Here is a 22,741-nt window from a genome sequence, read left to right on the forward strand (position 1 = left end):
GTCTTGTAAGCAATTGAAGGAGGCGTCAAACGTGACGGAGAAACGGTATCGTATTGGTGAATTTTCCAAGTTGGTGGGGCTTTCGGCCTACACGCTTCGGTATTACGAGGACCAAGGGTTGATTCTTTCCCAGCGGGATGACAATGGCGTGCGTTACTACACGGAAGAGGACATTCGCTGGGTCGGGTTCATCCTGCATTTGAAGGGCACCGGCATGCGGCTGAACGACCTCAAACGCTACGTGCGGTTGCGGGCGGAAGGCGACAGTACGATTGCCGAACGCCGGGCGATGCTGCAGAAGGTCAAGGACGACGCCGAGGCGGATATTGCGGAGTTACAGATGCATTTGAAAGTTTTGGGCCACAAGATCGACTGGTACGACGGCAAGACCGCCCATGAGATTGACGACAGCGAAAGCTTCCATGATTATTTACAACAATTCAATGAATAAAGGGGTAATTGATAATGGCAAAAAATGAAGACGTTAAAAATGGTGTTATTTTTCCACTAGGCGATAAGAATGAAGCCTACCAACAATTTTTCACTGGTCAAAGCTACTTGGCTGGCTTGGTGAGTGATCCAGACGTGAGCGTGGGTGTTGGCAACGTGACCTTTGAACCCGGCTGCCGGAACAACTGGCACATTCACCACGACGGTTTCCAAATCCTGTTGGTTACCGGTGGCGAAGGCTGGTACCAAGAGGCTGGCCAACCGGCTCGGCGGTTACATCCCGGTGACGTGGTTGTGACCAAGGACGGCGTCAAGCATTGGCACGGCGCGACCAAGGACAGCTGGTTCAGCCACGTGGCCATTACGGCCGGGACGCCTGAATGGCTGGAACCCGTTGACGATGCACACTACGACGCTTTAGACTAGGAGGTCAATCTAATGGCTAAGAAACAAACAGCTGGACGCGACAATTTGGGTGACTTTGCCCCGAAGTTTGCCGAACTGAACGATGACGTATTATTTGGCCAAGTTTGGTCACGCGAGGAACAACTATCCGCGCACCAACGTAGCCTTATCACCATTTCCGCGCTGATTTCTGCCGGTAACTTTGAACAATTACCAGCGCATTTGAAAATTGGTAAGGGTAACGGCATCACCAAGGACGAAATTGCTGAAGTGATCACCCACCTGTCCTTCTACGTGGGTTGGCCCAAGGCGTGGTCCGCATTCAACATCGCCAAGGAAATTTTTACCGATTAATTTTAAAATTTATGACCACCGTAGTCGTTTTGACCGCGGTGGTTTTTTCGTTTACGTTTATAATAAAGGTAATAACGGAATGAAAGGGGCTTCGTACAATGCATTTACATAAAATTTTATTGGGATTGGTGGTCGTTGCTGGCTTGGCGGGAATCACGACCATGGTGGCGCCAACGACGACTGCGCAGGCGGCCTCCGCGACGACGCTGTACACCCAGTGGCAGAAGGCGTACGTGGGTGGCAAGACGCAGAAATACGTGAAATCTAACAACGGCTCGGGCGCCACGACGGCACTGTCCGAGGGGCAAGGCTACGCGATGTTGGCGACAGTGTTGGCTGCCAAGAAGGGCGTCAACACGCGGACCACGTTCAATCAGTTTTACGCCTACTACCGCGCGCACCGCGTTTCCAGCAAAGTGCCGTTGATGCAGTGGCAACAGACCAAGCGTAACGGCAAAATGACCAGCACCGGCCAGCAGCGCAACTCCGCGACCGACGGGGATTTGGACATCGCCTACGCGTTGATTTTGGCTGACAAAAAGTGGGGCAGCAAGCAGGTCAATTACAAGGCGGCTGCCAAGAAATTATTGACGGCAATTAAGAAAAAGGAGCTCAACCAGACCACGTACCTGCCAACCATGGGCAATTGGGCCACCAGCAGTTACGACGTCAGCAAGTTACGGACGGCCGATTTGATGACCGGCTACTTCAAGACGTTTGCGCGTTACACCAAGGACAGCACCTGGACCAAGGTTGCTAAACGCAGTCAGGTCGCGGTGAAGAAACTGAGTGCCCGGCAGAAAACCGGGTTGTTCCCGGACTTTATCTTGGCGACGGGATCCAGCATTAAACTGAAGGCGGTGGCACCTTACACGATTGAATCCGCGACGGATAACCAGGTCGGCTACAACGCTTGCCGGGTCCCATGGCGGCTGGCCCAGACGTACAAGCTGCAAAAGGACAGCGTCACGAAGAATGCCTTGAACAAGCAACTGAAATTCTTTAACAAAAAGAAGCAAATCACGGCCGTCTACACGCTGGGTGGCAAGGCCGTCAACAGTTACGTCAACACGGCCTTCACCGCACCGATTAACTTCGCGGCGAAGGTGATGAAGAAGACCGCGTTACAAAAGAAGACGGCTAAGCAGTTGCCGACGACTATCGAGAAGAAGAACTACTTCTCCGCCACGCTCCAGGTCGTCACGGCACTGAGCTAATCTTCTCTGGGGTTTGCGCACAATTTGACGCCTCCGGGCTGGTGAAAATGAGACCGGATCGCGGTGGGCGGCCGTCCAGAGCCTGGGAAGCGGTCTCTGGACTTACTTTGAGCCGCTGAGAGGCGCGTCTCAAAGATACCAATTGCCTAAGCGACGAAACCCGCCGCTAAGGCAATTCCCACGGCTTGGCTCATTTTCACCAGCCCTGCGGCTGACATTGTGTGAACCCGTTCAGATTGGCCGCGTCATTGCGTGACGATTGTCACGTTGTGTCTTGTTGGGTAACAGGGTAGTCCCAATTATGAAGTATAAAATGATCGCAGCATGCAAAGAAGGCGCAGACAACTATCGCATATGGATAGCGTCTGCGCCTTCTTTGGCTTGTTTAAACTTTTCAGATAACGTTGTGTGAGATAACCTCGTCGAAATGCATTTGCTGAGTGCCAAGGCATGGATACGCAATCAGCTGGATAAACACGTGAGTTGCAAGACTGGAGAAAAACCAGCCAATGGATAACACACGTTGAAACTTAGTGTATCCCTGTGAGTGACCAGAGGCGAGTCAAGGTGCCCAGCTGTGTCGATGGCATTAGCTGAGCGGTTTTCTCAGCTTAGGCCATGGGACGACCTTGGAGATTCACGGTTCTCAGTGAAGTTTCAAGTCGAGGCGGAAGACCGTTTCTTAGGCTGGAGCCGGGCCCCACAGCAGGGCACCTTGAACTCGCCGCCGGGAACGGACTTCACCGCAACCTAAGTTTCGGCTCCGGGCGGCCGCCCACAGCGGTCCGGTCTCATTTTCACCATCCCCGGAGGCGGAAACGCCATACCAATTTCACCAGATTGATAGTAATAATTGCAGGTTGAAGACGGTGATGACGGCTGTTAGGAAATAGCCCACCACCGCCGTAACCCGCCGATTGACGTGCGTTCCCAGCAGCGTGGTGATGCTGGTTAAGTGGATTAATGGAAACAGCGTGAAGGGCAGGGCGATACTCAAGACGACCTGCGCGTAGACAATCAGGCTTTCAAACGTGCGGTCGTTGAAGCCGACTAGCCAGCCGATGATAATGATGGGCACCAACGTGACGAACCGAGTCAGTAGGCGGCGTTGCCAGAGCGGCAGGCGCAAATGGATGTAGCCCTCCATGACGATTTGCCCGGAGAGCGTACTGGTGATCGATGAAATCAGGCCGGTAATCAACAACGCCAAGGCGAACAGCCAACTCATGATGGGGCTGGCGAGGGCGCCGACGATGCTGCTATCCTTGAAGCCATTGTACACGGCTTGGAGACTGGTCAGCTGCCCCGTTTTGCCAAAGAACAGCGTGCCGCCGAGGATTAATAGGAGGGCATTAATGATTAAAGCCGCAATTAAATGGACGGTTGAATCCCAGCGGGCAAAGCGCAATGCCTCGGTTACCTGGGCCGCGTCGTGTTCGTCGTATCGCCGACTCTGGGCCAATGATGAATGGAGATAAAGGTTATGCGGCATAATGGTTGCCCCGATGATCCCCACGCTCAGAATTAATTTTTCATGATTGGTCAGCAGACTGAGTGACGGGATGAGACCGCGGGAAATGGCCGCCGGTGAGGGTTGGGCCCGCAGAACTTCGACGGCGAAAATGATGCCCACCGTTAGAATGGCGACCAACACGATGAACTCAATTCGCCGAATGCCAAAGTGCAAGAAGAGCAGGACAATCAAGACGTCCGCCACGGTCAGGAGAATGCCGTAGACCAGTGGCAGGCCAAACAGTAATTTCAACGCAATCGCCGTTCCCACCACGCCGGTCAGGTCGGTGGCCATCATGGCGACTTCGTTTAGAAGCCAGAGGGTGATCCGCACGGGATGGGGCACGCGGGCCGCAATCGCTTGCGCTAAGTCTTGGCGCGCGACCACGCCCAATTTAATTGCTAAGTTCTGCATGAACATCGCCACCAGAATGGCAATGACCAGCACGGCCAGCAGTTGGTAGCGGTACTGACTGCCACCGGCCAGCGAGGTCAGCCAGTTGCCGGGATCCATGTAGCCAATCGCGACCAGGGCGCCGGGACCGCTGTAGGCCAGAAATTTTTGCACAAAGGAAGTTTCGTAAACGCTGGGGACCGGGACACTACGATTGACCTCGTCTAGGCTAGGCCGTTGAGGTGCTTCAGGCATCCGCATCACCAGCTTTGGTCAACTGGCGCTGTGCGAGGTCGGCCAGAAATCTGCCGAAGCGGGGATCGTCGTTCATGGGCGCCACCATTTGGTACCGGTCGCCGCCACTGGCCTTAAACGTTTGGTAATTATCGACGTAATCTTCCTCCAGAGTTTCCAAACAGTCGGCCACAAATGACGGCGTGACCAGCAAGACGTTGCGTTTGCCCAGTTCAACCAGCTGCATCAGCGTGTTCTTTAGGTAGGGCTTCTGCCAGGGCATTGGGCCAAATTTAGACTGATAAACGGTCTGAACTTTCTCACGCGGTAAATCCGGTAGCCGGTCGAGGACGCCTTGGGTGGTCGCCTGACACTCCGTGGGGTACGGATCGCCGTGTTTGACCATGGCACTGGGAATGCTGTGATAGCTAAACAACACGGTGTCGTAATCCGCCTGCTGATAGGCTTGCCCCACCTGATCGGCCAGAATGTCGAGGTAGCCGGGCTCGTCGTAGAAGTGGTGAACGGCCGTCACGGGGATGTTGGTCGCCGCGGCCTGTTGTAAAATGCCGCCGTGGGTGCTTTGCGTGTACTGCGGAAAGAGTGGCAACAGAACAATGTGGTCGCAGGTCGTCGCCAATTTTTCCAGAGCGGGACCGATGGCGGGTTGGCCGTACGTCATGGCGTAGGCGACCTGCCAGTCCGGCAAGCGTTGTTGAACCTGCTGGGCAATTCGTTGCGTGTAGACCACGAGCGGCGAGCCTTCCTTGGTCCAGATGTGCTGGTAGAAAGTGGCCGAACGCCAGGACCGGGTGGGCAAAATGATGCCGCGGAGGAGCGGTTGCCAAATGGCGGGCGACATTTCGATGACGTTGCGGTCACTGAGAAATTGTTGTAAGTAAGTGTGGACGTCCGCCGTCGTGGGTGAGGCGGGCGAGCCGAGGTTCACGAGTAATAAACCGTTCATAGATGAGACCCCCAAAAGTATGTAATATAGCTGTGAAGTCCGTTCCCGGCGGCGAGTTCAAGGCGCCCTGCTGTGGGGTCCGGCTCCAGCCTGAGGAGCGGTCTTCCGCCTCGACTTGAAACCTCACTGAAACCCGCGAGTTTCCAAGGTCGTCCCATGGCCTAAGCTGAGCAAAATCACTCAGCTAATGCCATCGACACAGCTGGGCACCTTGACTCGCCTCTGGTCACTTTACACGGATGTTCCTGGCTCCAGCGGGTGGTAGCCGTTGCCGGTTCGTTTCACCATCACTGCAGCTGACATTGGGCCAGTTTTTTCAGTAACTTGCTGAAAATGGCGGACTGAAACATATGGCCCTTAAATTAAGCGAGTATGTGCACAGCTTTGTAATAGGTTAATCATAGCATGTTAATCGCTTACACGTCAGCGTCCGGATACAAAAAATTTAAATTTTCCGGCACAAAAAAGGTGATCCCAACATCTGTCGGAATCACCATTTAGCTAGTTAGTTTAGTAAGTTGAAACGTAAGCCTTGTTGGCAGTCAGGTAATTGCCGTTCGTTAATTGGAAACGGTAAGCACCCTTGCTGTTCTTGGTGATGGCCTTAACGGCGACTTTCTTGCCGGCAGTCAACTTGGTGCTGCGTTGGCTGTTACTGAAGAGGGTCGTCTTGTATTCGTAGGCCGTCTTCTTTAACTTCACGCCACTCACGCCGCTAACACTGGTGTAGTAGCTAGCGCTAGTTGATGAACTTGAAGAAGAGGATGACGTAGCTGAACCGTCGAACCAGCTCTTAACCACGGAACTGTTTTGGATCTTGTTCAAGTCAACGTTGCCGCTGATTCCGGAAACGCTACCTGAACTGGTGTATTGCCACAGGTCGATTGACGTGCCAGAGACGGATGGCTTGGTTGAACTGTATTTGGCAATCCAAGAGCCGTCAAACTTAGAGAAGTCCAAGTTGTGTGCGTTGGCGTAGTATTCGCCGGCGTACATCACCAGTGGCTTGTCGGTCAGGCTCCGCATCGTCTTTAACCAGGCGTTCACGTAGGTTTGTTCTGAACTCGTAGCCGATGACATCCGCTTTTCTTCGTCCAAGACAAAGAACTTCGTGTGACTGTTACTGCGCTTGTAGAAATCCTTGGCTTCTTGTTGGGCATCCTTCACGCTGGTGAATTCAGCGAACATGTATTGGCCAAATGGCACGCCGTACTTGTAAGCCGCGTTGGCGTTGACGTTCCGCTTGGTGTCAACCATGTAACCAGCGTCGCCCTTGCTCCCATGTTGCACCCGGATGATGGCGTACTTTAAGTCTTTCGACGCCTTGCTCCAGTTGATATTCCCCTGGTATTGGGAAATATCCGCAACCTTAGTGCCGGCTGCGTTGGCAGTGGTGGTACTCAAACCAACACCCACAGCCAATACAGCAGCGAAAGTTGCAATGCCGGCGCCTAATTTATGTAACGAGATTTTCATAAATGATATCCTCCTCAGTCTTTGGTGTTCATTGTACACGGGTTCCCTTGCGAGGAGGTTACGCGAAATTTACAATTGATTACAGTTCTATTGCAAGGAAAAAAGAGTGAGGCCAAAGGCGCTTAGCCGGCGAGCATTAAGGCTGATAACCGGATAATCCCGCCCTTGGATTATCTGGTTATCAGGGTTAAGCGGAACCGGCTGCGTTTGGTCTCACGTTTAATCAATATGAAATGAGAGCCCAACCAACGCCGCCACTAAGCACAACCGAGGTCGCAGGTCACGTCAACTTTCATGCCCAACCAAGCTAAGTCAAAATGCCAAAACCATCGTTGTCAAAAACAAATAAACCTCAAAATAACCCAACTCCCAAATACGACCAACGAAAAAGGCCCCACAGAATCAATCCAATCCTGCAGAGCCCAATATTTAAAAGTTAATGCCTAATTCTGTTTCGTCGAGGTAATCCGGCGATTACGCATTAAGACGGCTGCGCAGAGACCACCGACGACCACAATACCGGCTGCAGTCAGCGTTACAGCCCGTGTCCCGTTAGCGTAGCCTTGCCAAACAATCTGCTGCAGGTCGTGCGCAAACGGCATTTTAGAAAGGCGTGCGCTGAAGGCAATGCCGTGACCGGAAAATGGTCCAGCGTTGACCAGGGCCTTGTGAATGGCCGTGGCCGCCGCATGCGGCATGTTGACCTGACCCATGTGCGCGGTGAGGTATTTTTCGTAAACGTTGCTTTGGACCAAGCCCATGCTGACAATCCCCAGCGTGACCCCAATTTGACGGAAAACGTTGATCAGCCCTGAGGCCATCCCCATTTCACGGACTTGGACACCCTCCATCCCCGTACTGTTCAGGAGTGGGTTGACCAGGCCGTTGGTGATTCCCATCAGGACCATGCCGGGCCAGAGTTCGGCGAAGGACACGTTGACCGTCATCACGTTGGCGAGCATCAGAAAGCCAATGCCACCCAGGAAGAGACTGCCACTGATCATCCATTTCTTGGAGTAGCGATTACCCAAGTAACCGGTCAGCGGCCCTAAAATTAAGGACCAGATGCTGATGGTCAATTGGCGCACCCCAGCTTGCAGGGCCGAATAGCCCATGTAATTTTGCATTAAAGCGGTTAAGTAAGTGTTGTAGGAATAAATCCCGGCACCCAGCGCCAAGGCGACCATGACCGTCCCCACGAAATGGGGATTCTTGAACATGGCCAGGTTGACCATTGGCTGTTTAATCCGGCCTTCCACCCAGATGAAGAGGGCAAAGAAGACGATAGCCGCGCCAAACCAGCCCAACATTTGCGGACTCGTCCAGCTCCAGTGTTGATGATTTTCCTTTAAAATTAAACCGTAAATGAGGGCAAATAAACTTCCAGCAGATAGGATCATGCCGGCAAAATCAATGTGGTGATTCTTGCTGAGATCTGGGACTTCATCGACGTAAATCATGGTCAAAACAATGGCGATAATCCCAATGGGGATGTTCACGTAGAAGATTGACCGCCAACCGAATTGGGCAACCAAGTAACCACCGACCAGGGGGCCAGAAGCTGAAGATAACCCGATGACGGAGCCCAAAATACCGAGTGCCACGCCCCGTTTGCTGCCCTTAAAGCTGACGGCAACCAGCGCCATGGCGAGCGCGTTCATCCCGGCACCACCAAGGGCTTGGACGCCTCGCCCAATATCCAAAATGAGCAGGTTAGGTGCCATGCCGTTTACGGCCGAAGCCAGGACGAAGATGGCCAGCGAGATGACAAATACCCGTTTTAAACCGTACATGTCCCCAATTTTAGAAACAATCAGTAGGGTCACGCCAAGAACCAGTGAGTAGGCGTTTAAGACCCACTGAACGTTGTTAAATGATTCATTGAAATCCCGCACCATGGTGGGCAACGCCACGTTAACGATTGTGACGTCTAGTAGGGCCATGAAGACCCCGAGGGAAAGGGCGGTTAGCCCAATCCAATTTCGTGTTGACTTAGTCATGTTGATGTTTGCCTCCGTCTATATCAGTTGACGCCAGGCGGGCCAACTGCTGATTTGTCCATGTGATTTTCGTTTCGCTCTCCGCAATCTGGAGTTCGAGTCTGCGGATGCCCCATTGCAAGGCATTAACCCGGGCGGTTGGTGCCGTTTTTAACTTATTTTGCAGGTGCAAGTAAACCTGTTGATAGGTTTCTAAATCGGAAAGAACGGCCGCCTTGTACTCGTTTAAAATCTGTTGCTGAACGGCCGGCTGCTCATCCGCCATGCCTTTGAATTTGAACAGGTAGATTGATTCACGCTTGGCATCCATCGCCACCGGAGCCAGCAGCATCTCGTGAAGGTGCTGGCGTCCCTGATCGGTGATCCGAGCCAGCCGCTTGCCACGGGAATCTGTCTCTGCGGGCATGAAAATAATATCGCCAGCGTCTGCCAGCCGGTTAAGCAGCGGATACATCACACTATTAGAAATTTTCCGCCGGGGGACCAACGCACTCTCCAGCACCTGGCCCAGCTTATAGCCGGACATGTCCCGCGAACTCAGCGTCCCTAGAATTAATAACTCGTACATGATTTGCCTCCCAAAGTAATAGGTCGTAACGACTTATCAAGTATAGGTCTTTTCGACAGGTTGTCAACGTTTGATTTCTGGAAACGCTACCAGCGCAGGACGGGCTGAGGCAGTGCCTCCGGGCTGGCGAAAATGAGACCGGATCAGACTCAACGTTGGCGGGACTGGTCACCTGCGGCTTTCAGGGAGCTCCGCCTGCTATGGGGCCGGTTCCAGCCAAGGGGCGGGCTTCCACCTCGACTTGAAGCCACGAAAAAGCCGTGTCTTCAAGGTCGTCCCACGGGGTAGGTCGGGCAAATACCCCGACCAACACCGTCGACACAGCTGGCTCCGTCCCTGGCTTCCTCCGGTTAATATTGCTGATTGCATTAACTCTGTGCAAAAGCAATCCGAAAAAAGATGCAACTCACTATCTTGTACAATAGTGAACTGCATCTTGGTTGGAACGGTTATTTAAGCCATTGTCAGTGGACTCGTAGACTAGCTAATGGTGATGAGCGCTGAATGTCGGTGTCTCGGCAAGCGTTTTTGGGCTAACACAATGTTAGCCGCAGGGCTGGTGAAAATGAGCCAAGCCGTGGGAATTGCCTTAGTGACGGTCTTGGTCGCTTAGGCAATTGCTATCTTTGAGACGCGTTTCTCAGCGGCTCAAAGTAAGTCTGGAGACCGCCTTTTGGCTCCAGACGGGCGCCCACAGCGGTCCGGTCTCATTTTCACCAGCCCGGAGGCACTGCTAGGCCGATGGAAAATAAAAAAACTTGCTGATTAAAAAAACAATCAGCAAGTTTTTACGGAGTTAACTAGTGTACAGCCGTGTAAATCTTTAGGGCTAATTTCGCCCGGTTGGTATCAGTCTTAGTAACTGGATTGTATTTGGACAAGCCGGCCTTAACCTTGTTGTAGCTGTAAACGTTGCTGCTACCGCTCTCAAAGTACATCAGGTCTGATTTGTTAGGTGAGTGGTTCAGCCCCATCACGTGGCCCAATTCGTGAGCAATCGTGCTGGCGTACTGGTATTTCCGGCCCTCGTTGGCAAGTGAGGAGCGAACCAGGGTGACGTCCTTTTTCAGCGTTGCGTAAGCTGGCAGGGATGTTTCGACCTTAGCCGCTTCTTGATTGAAGAGGGTGTCGTAGCTGGCATCGGAAGTCGCAATCCCTTCGGCTTCCAGGTTGGCCTTCGCTTTGGCCTTCACGGTGTCGGAATATTGGTTGTAGAAAGAGTCGTTCAACTGGTTGGTCATTGCCGTACCAATGTCTTGCTTGGCCGCGGTGTAGAAGGACCAGCGAACTTGGAGTCTCTTTTGGGTAGGCGTCCACCAGGCATCACTTTGATCACTCTTAGTGGCTGCGGCTTTAGAAACGGAGAACGTCAACGTGTGGTTCTTCTTGGAACCGCTGGTAAATTCTTTCTTACCGAGCTTCTTGTTCCAGTAAGCCATCGCAATCGTCAAGCTCTTCTTCAGCGTTTTGTCGCTGGTGTTGACGTAGACGACGGCCTTGCCGTTCTTCTTCAGCGCCGTTTGTGCGTCATAAGCCAACTTGTATTTCTTACCAAGCGTCTTGGCATTCTTCTGGTAATAGCTAGTGGATTTCTTCAGCATTGCGGCCGAAGGATTGACACTGGCCGCCTGAGCCGTGACGGTGCTGGTGGTAACGGCGGGAGCAACCAACAAGGCCGCTGTCGCAACCATCGCCAGTGAACGCGCCTGAATGTGGTGGAATCTATGCATGATGTTAACCTCCCTAAAGTCCCCAAAACAGTTTTGATTTACCATAGCATAGGCCATTAGCAGCGAGCGGTCAAGAAATAAAAACTGACAAATTATTGACGATTCAACCCGTTAATACCGGGGTTGGACCCGATTTCATAATAAGAAAAGTAGAACATTTGTTTGGCTCTGAAAAAGGAATCTGGTATAGTGGTTTTAGAAGAAAAATTGGAGGGAAGATAATGGTTAAACGTTGTGATTGGGCAACGTCATCGCCAGCGATGGAACGGTACCATGACGAAGAATGGTGTCGGCCGGAACACGATGAGCAGCGGCTTTTTGAGTTGTTATGTTTGGAAACGTACCAGGCTGGTTTGAGCTGGCAAACGGTTCTCAACAAGCGGGCAGCTTTTCAGCGAGATTTTTATGGTTTCGAGGTAAGACGCGTGGCCGCAATGACGCCGGCTGATGTGGGACGGCTGTTGCAGGATCCCGAAATTATTCGTAACCGTCGTAAAATAGAAGCGACCATTAACAATGCGCAAGTCATACTGAACTGGCCGACAACAGGTGACTTCAGTACGTGGCTCTGGGCCTTTGTGGGCGGCCAACCGATTCGGCACGCCTTGGCTTCGACAGACCAGATTCCCGCCACAACTGACCTGGCGCAACACATTTCACGAGAAATGAAAAAATTAGGCTTTAAATTCGTGGGACCAACCACCATGTATTCCTTTTTGCAGGCGGCGGGATTGGTCAACGACCACTTGTTAAGTTGTGATTGGGCACCGGAGAATCAATAGAAAGAGGGAAAACTATGCGCTTTTTACATACAGCGGATTGGCACATTGGCAAGAAGCTTCACGGGTACGATCTGATTCCGGAACAGGAAGAGGCCTATCAGCAGATTAAGGCGATTGCGTTGGCCGAGAAGGTGGATGCCGTCGTGATTGCGGGCGACCTGTATGACCGGGCCCTCCCCAGTGAAGAGGCAGTGACGGCCCTGACCAAGATGTTGGTTGATTTGAATCGCCAAGAAAAATTCCCCTTGCTGGCCATCAGCGGGAACCACGATTCTGCTGTGCGGTTGGGGTACGGTCAAGAGTGGTTTGCCAGTACCGACTTCTTTTTGCGAACGAAATTAGGGGACGCGCTGCGACCAATCACGTTGGGCGACACGCAATTTTTCCTGTTGCCCTACTTTGAACCCGTCCAGGCGCGCCAGCTATTTGACGATGACCAATTGCGAACGGTCAACCAAGCCATGGAACGGCTGGTAGCGGCAATGCAGGAACAGTTTGATTCCACGAAGAAACACGTGTTGATTGCCCATTTCTTTGCGGCGGGCAGCCAGCACACGGATTCGGAAACGCAGGTGCAGGTGGGGGGTTTAAACGCCGTCCCCGTGGACATGCTGGCACCGTTTGACTACGTTGCGCTGGGCCATTTACACCGCAAGGAAGCCTTGCAAAATGAGCCCACCGTGAAATACAGCGGCTCTCCTTTAAAATTTTCAACTAGTGAGGCGGCGGATACCAAGGGCGTTTGGATTGTGGATACCGATACCACGCCGGTGACGGTCACCTTCAAGCCACTGAAGCCCTGGCACGACCTCGTGGTGTTGGAAGACAGCTTTGATAACTTAATGGACCGGGAGCACGACTATCCCGCCACAAAGGAAGACTTTGTTGCCGTTAATCTGACGGACACCACGCCGATTACCAACGTGATGCAGCGGCTAAAGGCGCGCTTCCCGCGGGTGATTGAACTCAACCGGGTAAACCAACTGGACGTGACGCCAACCGAACTAGATGTGCAACAGGTTCAGCAGGATCCCTTGACCCTGTTGACAACCTTTTTTGAGCAGGTCACGCAACACCCACTGAGTGAGCAGCAACAGGAATGGGCCCGCAAGGCCTTACAGACAGCGGAAAAGGAGGAAAACGAATGAGCCCAGTTAGCTTGCACCTTGAATACTTTGGCCCGTATCGGGATGAGACGATTGACTTCACTAAATTTTCCGCGACACCACTCTTTCTCATCAGTGGGAAGACGGGGAGTGGCAAGACCACCATTTTCGATGGCATGTGTTACGCGTTGTTCAATCAAACCTCAGGTGTGGACCGGGAAGCCAAGGCTATGCGGTCAGATTTTGCGACGGCCACGGATACCACGCGGGTGACCTTTGCCTTTACGCACCGGGAACATAGCTATGAAATTGTTCGTGAGCCCACCCAGATTCTGGCCAAGAAGCGGGGCACGGGGATGACGGAATCAGCCGCCAGCGTGACCCTGACGATTTTTGAGAACGATGTGGAGCAAGATCAAATTACTAAGGAAGGTAATGTCGGCCGCTACCTGCAGAATTTACTACAGATGGATGGCAAGCAGTTTGCCCAGATTGTCCTGCTACCACAGGGACAATTCCGACGGTTCTTAGTGGCTCCCAGTGAAGACAAAGCCGCGGTGTTAGAACAATTGTTCAACACCACCATTTTTGCACGCTGGACGGACTTATTAAAAAAGCAATTGAAACAAAATGAATCCGCCAATCGCGAGACGGCCGCCACCTTGGCCCGTTTACGCGCAGGCCTCAAGTGGACGCCAGAAAATCAGGTCGCAGCCGAGGCTTTAATTGCCGATCAGCGGACGGCAGAATTGTTAACGCTCATGGCGACGCAACAGGCGGATACGAAGACCCAACAAACGGCCGCTACGAAAAAATTAGCGCAGGCCGAGGGCGTCCAGAGTAACCTGGTGCGGCAGGATGAGCAGGAAGGCATGTTGGTTGCGGACCGCCAGCAATTAGGCCAGCGGCAGGCGGAGTTAACCGAGATTAACGATAAGGCGCCAGCAATGTCTCAGTTACAGGACCACATCAAAGAATTGGAATGGGTACAACAAATCCGGCCCCAGTGGCAAGCCCAAAGCCAAACGGCCCAAACGGTTGTCCATCGCCAACGGGCACAGGAAGATACGCAAAAGCAACTGACAACGGCGCTGGCCGACCAGCAAGCGGCTGTGAAAAAGCAGCAGGACCAGCAACCACTTGTGGCAAAAATCAAGCAGCAGACGGATCATTTGGCCCAGCAACAGGCTCTGAAGCCGGTCTATCAGCAGGTGGCTGACCTGCAACAACGCGTGACGGCTTCGCAAAAAAACGTCGCGCGGGCAACCCAGGCGTTAACGGCGACGCAACAAGCTGTGAGCAAAAATCAGGCCAATCAGCAGGACCAGCAAAAAACAGTCGACCAACAGTCGGCGATTTTCGAGACGCAAAATCAGCTGACTCAGCGGGCCGCTGACCTCCAGGTGACAGCCAAACAGGTAACGGACTTACAACAACTGGATCAGCAACTCGCTGGTAACGTGACCACGGCGCAGGCAGCCGAGGTCGAAGTGAATATTGCGCAACAGGCAGCCACGCAACAACGGACACTGGCGGACGAGCGCTACCAAGCCTTTCTCCGGAGTCAGATTGCGGCATTGAGTGCCCAATTGAAACCAGGATCGCCGTGTCCAGTCTGTGGGTCCGAGGACCATCCCCATCCAGCAGCGACCAGTACAGCAACCGTCGTTGCCGAAGATGAGGTCAAAGACGTTCAGGCGCTAGCGTCGAAGCTGGAGAAAAAAGCCAGCAATTTGGCCGCTAACCTGAAGAGCTTACAGGAACACATCACGGGACAGCAGACGGCGCGAGATGACCAGCTCACGGTGTTGCGGACGGCATTGCAGCAACCAACCAGTTGTGAACTGAGTGCCTTAGCCCAAGTGCAGGCGCAGGCCGTTGCGGCTTACCAGACGGCGCATACGGAGAATGAGCAGCAGTTACATGCACTAGCGGCCGCACAAAAGGCACTAGCTACCTTGACCGCAGCGGCCACACCACTCCAAGAACAGGCTAAGACTGCCGAAAGTACCCTAAAAACCCACCAGTCGGCTCTAGACAAAATCACCACCGAGCTAGCGACAGAGTCCAAACGTTTGCCCACGGGGGCCACGACTCTGGCCGCATTTACCGCTCAACTTGACCAATTGTCCCAGCAGTTAACTGAAGACCAAGGGACATTGGATGCCGCCAATCAAGCCGTTCAACGGGCCCAAAATACGGTGGCAGTGCAACAGTCACAGCTGAAGCAAGCCAATAAGGAGTTAGCAACCAGTCAAGCCGACCGGCAGGAAGCTCAAACGGCACTGGATGCACTATTGACTGCTCATTTTGAGACGGTGAATGAACAGGTGCTTAGCACTGTCGGGACAGCACTGAGCGAATTGCCAACCTTGACCCAGCAGCGCCAACAGCTCACCGATTTTCAGCAACGACGGGAGAGTGTTAACGTCGCGATTCAGGAACTGACCAAGCGAACCAAAGGCAAGGACGCGCCGGACCGGGAGAAGACCCAAGTAGCGTTGGCGACTGCCAAACAACAGGTGGCAGCGTTGCAAGAAGCCCTAAGGCAATTGCGGAACTTCTTTGAATTTAATGCTGATCAGGTTAAGCAACTCCAAATGCAAGTCGATAAGCAGGCAGCAGCGCTCCAGACCACGCAAGAGATTACGGAGCTGAGCGGCGTGGTCAATGGGGATGGTCCCAATAGTAAGCTTGGCTTGGAACGTTATGTCCTGCAAACGTATCTGCGGCAAATCCTGTCGGTCGGAAATAACCGGTTGAAGCAATTGACGAATGGAAGGTATGAATTTGTCATTGACGAATCACAAGCCAATTCCAAGAAACGTTCTGGATTGGAAATCAACGTGTATGACGACCACGTCGGTGAGCAACGCAGCGTCCACACCCTATCTGGCGGGGAAAGCTTCATTGCTTCATTAGCGTTAGCCTTGGCGTTGGGCGAGGTTATTCAACAGACCACGGGGAGTGTTGACGTGGATGCACTCTTCATCGATGAAGGCTTTGGTTCCTTAGATGAGGATGCCCTAATGACTGCGCTGGAATCCTTGGAAACGATTGAAGGCAAGCACCGCATGATTGGGATAATCAGTCACGTGAGCGAGTTGCGTGATCAGGTGGAAAATCAACTGCAAGTCATCGCCAACGGCAACGGGGAAAGCACGATCCGTTACCACGCGGCTGAATAAACCTAAGTGAACAAGGAAAAGGGCTGTGATTGGGTTCACAGCCCTTTTCTAACGGAGGTTGTTCCATCTATTGACTGGATCAGCGAGGGGAAATAACCTATTTGCTTGATGGCTTCTGAGGGTACAGTCGACGGACTTCAACCAATCAGCTCTTACCAGTCATTTTTCGGTGGTGCCGGAGACTCCCGACTGCCTGCCTGCAACCAGAATACCTGATTGCCGGATGAATGGATACCCGATAAGCGCGAGATGGTTAAAAAGTCACGGATTAGGCCGGTGACCTTCCGTTACTTAACTAATATTGCCCAGTGAAAATTATGGGTAATGACGGTATGCGACTTGAACGGTTAAACCCCGGTTTGGTGGGAATACGACCAAATTAATCAAATTGGTTATAGTTTCAACGATTATCCGTGCAAAATTGATTTTGAAGGTTTAGAATAATGAGTAATTATATGAGAAACGGGATGATTTTCAATGTGTACGAGTTTGACCTACGAGAATAGTCGGGGGGATCAGTTCTTAGCCCGGACCATGGATTTTGCGTTTGAGCTGGGTGGTCAGCCAATTTTTATGCCACGGAACCAAACAATCAAAGGAGACGCCGGTGAGTTTAGCACCAAGTACGGCTTCATCGGTGCTGGGCGGAATCTAAGTCATTACATGTTTGTTGATGGTGTCAATGAGTTTGGGTTGGGCGCCGCTGCACTTTACTTCCCAGAATACGTAGCCTACCAAAAGGTGGCACCAACCGATAAGCTGGGTCTTGCCCCACACGACGTTACTGCGTGGGCTTTAGGCAATGCGAAAAGTGTCGCTGATTTACGTGAATTAGTGAAGACAATTCAAATTTTAGATGTGCCGGTCGCATTATTGGGAATTACCACGCCATTGCACTTTATCTTCAGTGATTCAACTGGGGATACCGCGGTGCTGGAAGCTACTAGTGCCGACCTGCAGTTGATCGATGATCCAGTGGGGGTCATGGCCAATGCACCACAATTAAGTTGGCATTTACAAAATCTGAGTACGTACGGCACCATGCAAGCTGCCGAGCGACCACTCCATGACTACGAAGGTCTGGAATTGAAGACCCAGGGTCCCGGTACCGGGGCGTTAGGCTTACCTGGCGATTACACGTCACCATCCCGTTTCGTCCGGACAGTCTACAACAAGCATTACAGCATCAAGACTGACAATACGCCAGATACGTTGAACTTATTACAACACTTATTAGACAGCGTGACGATTCCCAAGGGCGTTAAGCTCAAGGCCGATGGCAAGAGCGATTACACGCAATACCGCGGCTATGCCAACCTCAGTGAACGGACCTACTACATGGAACCTTATGACAACTTGGAGTTGCAAGGGGTCAAGTTGACTGATAAAATGTTGACTGAATGGGATACACCAGTGGAATATCCATTGGATCACACGCCACATATTAAGGCGTTGAATTAGGAGCGGTGTCAATGACTGAGTTTAGTCAAAAAACGTTTGCCGAGTTAACGACAACGGAGCTCTTTCAGATTTACCGGTTACGAGTGTCAGTCTTCATCGTTGAACAGGACTGTGTCTATCCAGAAGTCGATGACGATGATTTAATCGCCCAACATCTGTTTCGTGAAGACGCGGCGGGCCATGTCTTGGCCTATGCCCGGTTAATTCCAGAAGAGCAACAAGTTCGGATCGGCCGCGTGGTGGTCGCACCGGAGGCCCGGAAGCACGGCGCTGGTCGTGAACTGGTGGCCGCTGCCATTAAGGGTGCCCAGCAGGTGAATCCTGACGCCAAGCAAATTGTCATTCAAGCGCAAGCCTACCTGCAGAAATTTTATGCATCGTTCGGGTTTCAACCCGTCAGTGAGGTTTACTTGGAAACGGGCATTCCGCACTTGGACATGACGTTAGCAATTGAAAAATAAGCCAAAGAAACGGCCTGGACAACTAATCGTCCAGACCGTTTTTTACTGTTTAGCGTTTGTTCGCTGCTGCAATGAAATCGGTAATTAAATCAGCCGGGCCGCCTAGCGCAATGACGGCACGCAACGGCATGTTCAGGAACATTTGATCCTGCAATAACGTCAGGTTACCGTCGTCATCCGTATTAGCCAGGAAGTTCGCGGCGTTCGCGTGCTCTGGCGCCAAGACGATATCCTTGAAAATACCTTGAAGGCGGGGATCCCAGACGATTGCGGACAGGTAGGTTTCCATGGTGACCGGAGCGGGCGAGTTCTTAAAGTCCATCGTCAGCTTCGTTTGTAACCGAATATCACGGGAGGAATCACCAATCATGATTTCGTAGTCACCAGAGTCGGCTTGCCAGCGGGACTTGCCTTCACACCACCAGCTGAGATCGCGGCGGTTTAATTTTAACGTGACGGCCTTGGTCTCACCTGGTTCAACCGCAACCTTGGTGAAGGCGCGCAGTTCCTTGGTTGGCATTGGCACGTGCGAGGCGTGGTTCGCCACGTAGAGTTGGGGAACCGCTTGGCCCGCTCGGTCGCCCGTGTTGGTGAGGTCGAAGCGCACCGTTGCCCCGTGGGCGTTTTCGTCAACGGCCATGTTGGTATATTCAAAAGTGGTGTAGCTGAGGCCGTGGCCAAACGGGAAGAGCACATGCATTTCATGCGTATCGTAATACCGGTAGCCCATGAAGACACCTTCTGAGTAATATTCGTGATTCGGGTCTTGACCAAACGTTGGTGCCATTGGCGTATCCGTCAGGCGGCGGGGGAAGGTTTCAGCCAAGTGGCCGGATGGATTGACAACGCCGGTGATGATATCCCAGGTGGCTTCACCGACTGCTTCGCCGGCCAGGTAGGTCTCGACGACGGCGTCAACACTGTGAATCCACGGCATTTCTACGGCCGACCCATTCTGGAGCACGATGGTTACGTGGTCGTTGATCTTGGAGAGGCGGCCAATCAACTCACTCTGGTTTTCGGGGAGCATCAGGGACGTCTTGTCAAAGCCTTCTGATTCGGTATTTTCTGGGTAGCCAGCGAAAATAATGACGTGATCCGCGTCCTTGGCAGCGGTCAGTGCGGCCTCCATCAGACTGTCATCGGTTTCGCTTTGATCCAAGCGGTAGCCGGGGTAATAGTTCGCTTCTAGGGCACTGTCCTGCAAGGCGGTCAGTGGCGTGGTTAGGTGGGTCGGATTGACGTGAGAACTGCCGGAACCTTGGTAGCGCGGTTGATCAGCCAGCTCACCGACCACGACTACTTTACCAGCCTGCTGCGGGTTGAGTGGCAGTTCACCGTGGTGGTTCTTTAAGAGCACGATGCCGTCATCGGCCAGTTTGCGGGCAAATTGGTGATGGGCTTCGTGGTCGTACGTGCCCGGTTTGTCGGCGGGCAGCCAGTTGTCGACGATGTGCAACAGGTGCCGCACCGCTTTATTCAGGGTACCTTCGTCGAGCTCGCCAGTTTCTACTGCGCGGATAATGCTGTCGATTGAGGCTTGCCCCTTACCTGGCATTTCCAAATCGAGGCCGGCACGCAGGGCTTGCACGTTGTTGGCAACGGCCCCCCAGTCGGACATGACGGCACCATGGAAGCCCCATTCGTCGCGGAGAATACTCCGTAGTAAGCGCCGGTTCTGTGAGTTCAGCGTCCCATTGGTTTTGTTATAGGACGTCATGATGGTGGCCGGATAAGCCGTTTTCACAATTCGTTCGAATGTTCGTAAATAGAGTTCGCGCAAGGTCCGTTGTGACATGTCACTGGAAGCCGTGAAACGTTGGTTTTCCCGGTTGTTGGCGGCGAAATGTTTGACGGCCACGCCGACGTGTTTGGATTGGACCCCCTGAACGTAGGCACTGCCCAACTCGCCGGCAACTAACGGATCTTCGGACAGGTATTCGAAGTTCCGACCGCCCAGGGGTGAACGCTTCAAATTGACACCGGGGCCTAGCAGGAGACTAACTTGTTCTGCGCGGGCTTCTTCACCCAGGTGTTCACCTAATTGGTGCAGCAGGTTCGTATTCCAGGAGCTAGCACTCAGCGCGGCGGCCGGGTAGGTGATGGCCTGCACTGAGTCGTTAATGTTCGTGGTTCCTGAATCTGCAGTCTGTTTCCGTAAACCGGAGGGACCATCCGTCATCATCAGAGCTGGAATCCCCAGCCGGTCGATGGCGGCCGTGTACCAACTATTTTTCCCTGAGACCAGCGCAGCCTTTTCAGGCAACGTTAGTTCAGCAAGCATGCGTTCGATGTCCATACGTTCAAATCCTTTCTACTAGTTAAACTTATTTCCAGTATACCGTTTTCAACCACGATATGTTACCCACCGTCTGTGAAATTTGTGCGAGTTGAAATTTATTCTTTGACAAACTGGGAAGAATGGGTTAACTTTAACCTTGTGCAATCCAATCGATAACTAAAAATAAGCAAAAAGGAGGAAAATCACGATGATGAAGAACGCCATTCAAGTTAATACACTGCTTGCCGCATGTTGCGAATGTAACGTGTCTTTTTGCGCTACTTCCATTCGTGATTTTCCGGCTAAACCGTAGCAGTACATAACGACAACTCAGGTTGTCACTGTCAAACGGTTAATTTTGCGGATTGCACACCACAAAATTTGAGGAAAAAAGGAGCAGTTATCTTATGAAAAAATGGACTGGGATTGGGTTAGTCGCCGCAGTAATCGCACTAGGCATGGGGTTAGCTGCTTGTGGCCAAACGGCTGCATCGACAAAACCAGCACAAGTCTTACGGTTGCCAGCAACGGCAGCGCTCGACACCATCGATCTCGCCAAGGCCACGGGGTATGGCCAGACGGGGAACGTATTTGAAAGTTTCTATCGCTTAGGCAAGAACGGGAAGGTCGCACCAGGACTGGCCGACTCTGCCAAGGTTTCTAAGGACAAGAAGACGTGGACTTTCCACATCCGCGACAACGCCAAGTGGAGCAACGGGGATAAAATTACCGCGCAGGACTTCGTTTATTCCTGGCGGCGGACGTTGACCCCTTCGACCAAGTCGTCCTACATGACCATGTTCTCCGGCATTAAGAACGGCGACAAGATCATCGCGGGCAAGGCCAAGCCCAGCACCATTGGGATTCACGCCAAGAACCAGCAGACGGTCGTCATCAAGTTGGACAAGCCAATCGCTTACTTTAAAATCTTAATGGCCTATCCGCTGTTTGCCCCCCAAAACAAAAAGGTCATCGACCATTATGGCAAGAAATACGCCACGAAGTCCGAGTACATGGTCTACAGTGGGCCGTTTAAGATTACCGGTTGGAACGGGACTGGCAACACGTGGTCCTTCGTCAAGAACAACCAGTACTGGGACAAGAAGGTCGTCAAGCTCCACAAAATTAATTATCAAGTTATCACCAATCCCCAGACCGGTTTGAGCCTATACCAGAATAAGAAACTGGACTTCGCGCAATTATCAAATGAACAGGTCAAGAATTACAAGAACGACAAACAGTTTCAGGAGTATCCTTACTCCATCGTGATTCATTTGAAATACAACTTCCAAGACGCTGACAAGGCCAAGCGCCGGATCATGAGCAATCAAAATATTCGCCAAGCGATTGCATTGTCCATCAACCGTAGCCAGTTAACCAAGAAGGTTTTGGGAGATGGTTCCGTTACGCCAACCGGCTTCGTGGCCAGCGGTTTAGCAACTGATCCCAAGACGGGTGAGGATTTTGCCAAGCAACAAGCGGTGAAGAACACTACGACCTACAATCCCAAGCTTGCCAAGCAAAAGTGGGCGGCCGGGTTGAAGCAACTGGGTATCAAGAAGGTTGATTTGAGCATCATGGCCGGTAACGATGACGTCGCTGCCAGCACGGTGACCCAGTACCTGAAGGGCGCGCTCGAAGCCAACTTGAAGGGCTTTAATTTGAAAATTCAAAACGTCCCAGCGTCCGTTGCCCAATCACGGTCAACCAGTGGCGACTTCGACATGTACCTGTCTCACTGGGGTGCGGATTTCAACGATCCAATTTCCTTCCTGCAGATTCCGGTCAGCTCTAACTCCCTGAACTACGGGAAGTGGTCCAACAAGCAATACGACGCGCTGATCGACAAGGCCGAGAACAAGGATGCCGGTAACGATGAGGCGCGGTGGCAGGACATGGTCCAGGCTGCAAAGTTGTTGAACAAGACCCAGAGCTTCACGCCGCTGTACCAGGCAAACTACGCTTACCTGCAACGGACTGATGTTAAGGGGATTATTCACAACACGGCGGGCACCCAGTGGAGCTACAAATACGCTTACATCAAGTAACGTTTCGGTTGTACCTGACTGCGCCTTACCGGTCAGTCAAAATAGGTTGGAACGCTAGGGGGAGGACGTCCCGAGCCAAAGAGCGGTCTCGGAACTTGCTTTGAGCC

The 22,741-nt window shown here is 52.5% G+C and carries 17 protein-coding genes; 10 read left to right on the forward strand and 7 right to left on the reverse strand.

The annotated features are described in order from the left end of the window. Nucleotides 1–31 precede the first annotated feature (31 nt). The 4 genes from EKM99_RS02980 (at nt 32) to EKM99_RS02995 (ending at nt 2,426) form a co-directional block, all read left to right on the forward strand. Nucleotides 32–451 carry a MerR family transcriptional regulator gene (locus EKM99_RS02980; RefSeq protein ID WP_125580801.1) on the forward strand — a complete coding sequence of 140 codons (420 nt, stop codon included), beginning with the start codon at nt 32–34 and terminating at the stop codon, nt 449–451. A 14-nt stretch (nt 452–465) separates the two neighbouring features. Further along, the gene (locus tag EKM99_RS02985; RefSeq protein WP_125580803.1) at nt 466–876 is read left to right on the forward strand and encodes a cupin domain-containing protein; all 411 of its coding nucleotides are present in this window, start codon (nt 466–468) and stop codon (nt 874–876) included. 12 nt (nt 877–888) lie between these two features. After that, a complete protein-coding gene (locus tag EKM99_RS02990; RefSeq protein ID WP_125580805.1) occupies nt 889–1,209 on the forward strand; it encodes a carboxymuconolactone decarboxylase family protein in 321 nt (106 codons plus the stop codon). 98 nt (nt 1,210–1,307) lie between these two features. Then, nucleotides 1,308–2,426 carry a glycosyl hydrolase family 8 gene (locus EKM99_RS02995; protein ID WP_125580807.1) on the forward strand — a complete coding sequence of 373 codons (1,119 nt, stop codon included), beginning with the start codon at nt 1,308–1,310 and terminating at the stop codon, nt 2,424–2,426. Between the two features lie 832 nt (nt 2,427–3,258). Here EKM99_RS02995 and EKM99_RS03000 read toward each other — a convergent pair. The 6 genes from EKM99_RS03000 to EKM99_RS03025 form a co-directional block, all read right to left on the reverse strand. Next, the gene (locus tag EKM99_RS03000) at nt 3,259–4,587 is read right to left on the reverse strand and encodes an Nramp family divalent metal transporter (RefSeq protein ID WP_404819763.1); all 1,329 of its coding nucleotides are present in this window, start codon (nt 4,585–4,587) and stop codon (nt 3,259–3,261) included. Further along, nucleotides 4,580–5,533 carry a ferrochelatase gene (hemH, locus tag EKM99_RS03005; protein WP_125580811.1) on the reverse strand — a complete coding sequence of 318 codons (954 nt, stop codon included), beginning with the start codon at nt 5,531–5,533 and terminating at the stop codon, nt 4,580–4,582. Before hemH ends, EKM99_RS03000 begins: the two co-directional genes overlap by 8 nt. 510 nt (nt 5,534–6,043) lie before the next feature. Continuing rightward, nucleotides 6,044–7,009: a GH25 family lysozyme gene (locus EKM99_RS03010; RefSeq protein ID WP_125580813.1), complete on the reverse strand. Its 966-nt coding sequence runs from the start codon at nt 7,007–7,009 to the stop codon at nt 6,044–6,046. 443 nt (nt 7,010–7,452) lie between these two features. Further along, on the reverse strand, nt 7,453–9,009 hold the full coding sequence (locus EKM99_RS03015; RefSeq protein ID WP_125580815.1) for an MFS transporter: 1,557 nt from the start codon (nt 9,007–9,009) through the stop codon (nt 7,453–7,455). Next, nucleotides 9,002–9,577, reverse strand: coding sequence for a helix-turn-helix transcriptional regulator (locus EKM99_RS03020; RefSeq protein ID WP_125580817.1), 576 nt, complete (start codon nt 9,575–9,577; stop codon nt 9,002–9,004). The genes EKM99_RS03015 and EKM99_RS03020 overlap by 8 nt, the downstream gene beginning before the upstream one ends. Before the next feature lie 800 nt (nt 9,578–10,377). Further along, nucleotides 10,378–11,307 carry a matrixin family metalloprotease gene (locus tag EKM99_RS03025; protein WP_125580819.1) on the reverse strand — a complete coding sequence of 310 codons (930 nt, stop codon included), beginning with the start codon at nt 11,305–11,307 and terminating at the stop codon, nt 10,378–10,380. Between the two features lie 221 nt (nt 11,308–11,528). Between EKM99_RS03025 and EKM99_RS03030 the strand changes: the two genes are divergently transcribed. The 5 genes from EKM99_RS03030 (at nt 11,529) to EKM99_RS03050 (ending at nt 18,305) form a co-directional block, all read left to right on the forward strand. Then, a complete protein-coding gene (locus EKM99_RS03030) occupies nt 11,529–12,089 on the forward strand; it encodes a DNA-3-methyladenine glycosylase I (protein WP_125580821.1) in 561 nt (186 codons plus the stop codon). A 14-nt stretch (nt 12,090–12,103) separates the two neighbouring features. After that, entirely contained in the window at nt 12,104–13,237 is a 1,134-nt protein-coding gene (locus EKM99_RS03035; RefSeq protein WP_125580823.1) for an exonuclease SbcCD subunit D, read from the forward strand. Continuing rightward, the gene (locus tag EKM99_RS03040) at nt 13,234–16,383 is read left to right on the forward strand and encodes an AAA family ATPase (protein WP_125580825.1); all 3,150 of its coding nucleotides are present in this window, start codon (nt 13,234–13,236) and stop codon (nt 16,381–16,383) included. Before EKM99_RS03035 ends, EKM99_RS03040 begins: the two co-directional genes overlap by 4 nt. A 477-nt stretch (nt 16,384–16,860) precedes the next feature. Next, nucleotides 16,861–17,844, forward strand: a complete 984-nt coding sequence (locus tag EKM99_RS03045; protein ID WP_125580827.1) for a choloylglycine hydrolase family protein — start codon at nt 16,861–16,863, stop codon at nt 17,842–17,844. Nucleotides 17,845–17,855: 11 nt separating this feature from the next. Further along, on the forward strand, nt 17,856–18,305 hold the full coding sequence (locus tag EKM99_RS03050) for a GNAT family N-acetyltransferase (RefSeq protein ID WP_125580829.1): 450 nt from the start codon (nt 17,856–17,858) through the stop codon (nt 18,303–18,305). Nucleotides 18,306–18,354: 49 nt separating this feature from the next. Here EKM99_RS03050 and EKM99_RS03055 read toward each other — a convergent pair whose 3' ends face one another. Continuing rightward, on the reverse strand, nt 18,355–20,604 hold the full coding sequence (locus tag EKM99_RS03055; RefSeq protein ID WP_125580831.1) for a glycoside hydrolase family 3 C-terminal domain-containing protein: 2,250 nt from the start codon (nt 20,602–20,604) through the stop codon (nt 18,355–18,357). Nucleotides 20,605–20,993: 389 nt separating this feature from the next. Here EKM99_RS03055 and EKM99_RS03060 point away from each other — a divergent pair, with 389 nt between their 5' ends. Next, the gene (locus tag EKM99_RS03060) at nt 20,994–22,634 is read left to right on the forward strand and encodes a peptide ABC transporter substrate-binding protein (RefSeq protein ID WP_125580833.1); all 1,641 of its coding nucleotides are present in this window, start codon (nt 20,994–20,996) and stop codon (nt 22,632–22,634) included. The last annotated feature ends 107 nt before the right edge of the window (nt 22,635–22,741 follow it).

It is taken from the genome of Levilactobacillus cerevisiae (genome assembly GCF_003946245.1).
GTDB classification, from domain to species: Bacteria; Bacillota; Bacilli; order Lactobacillales; family Lactobacillaceae; genus Levilactobacillus; species Levilactobacillus cerevisiae.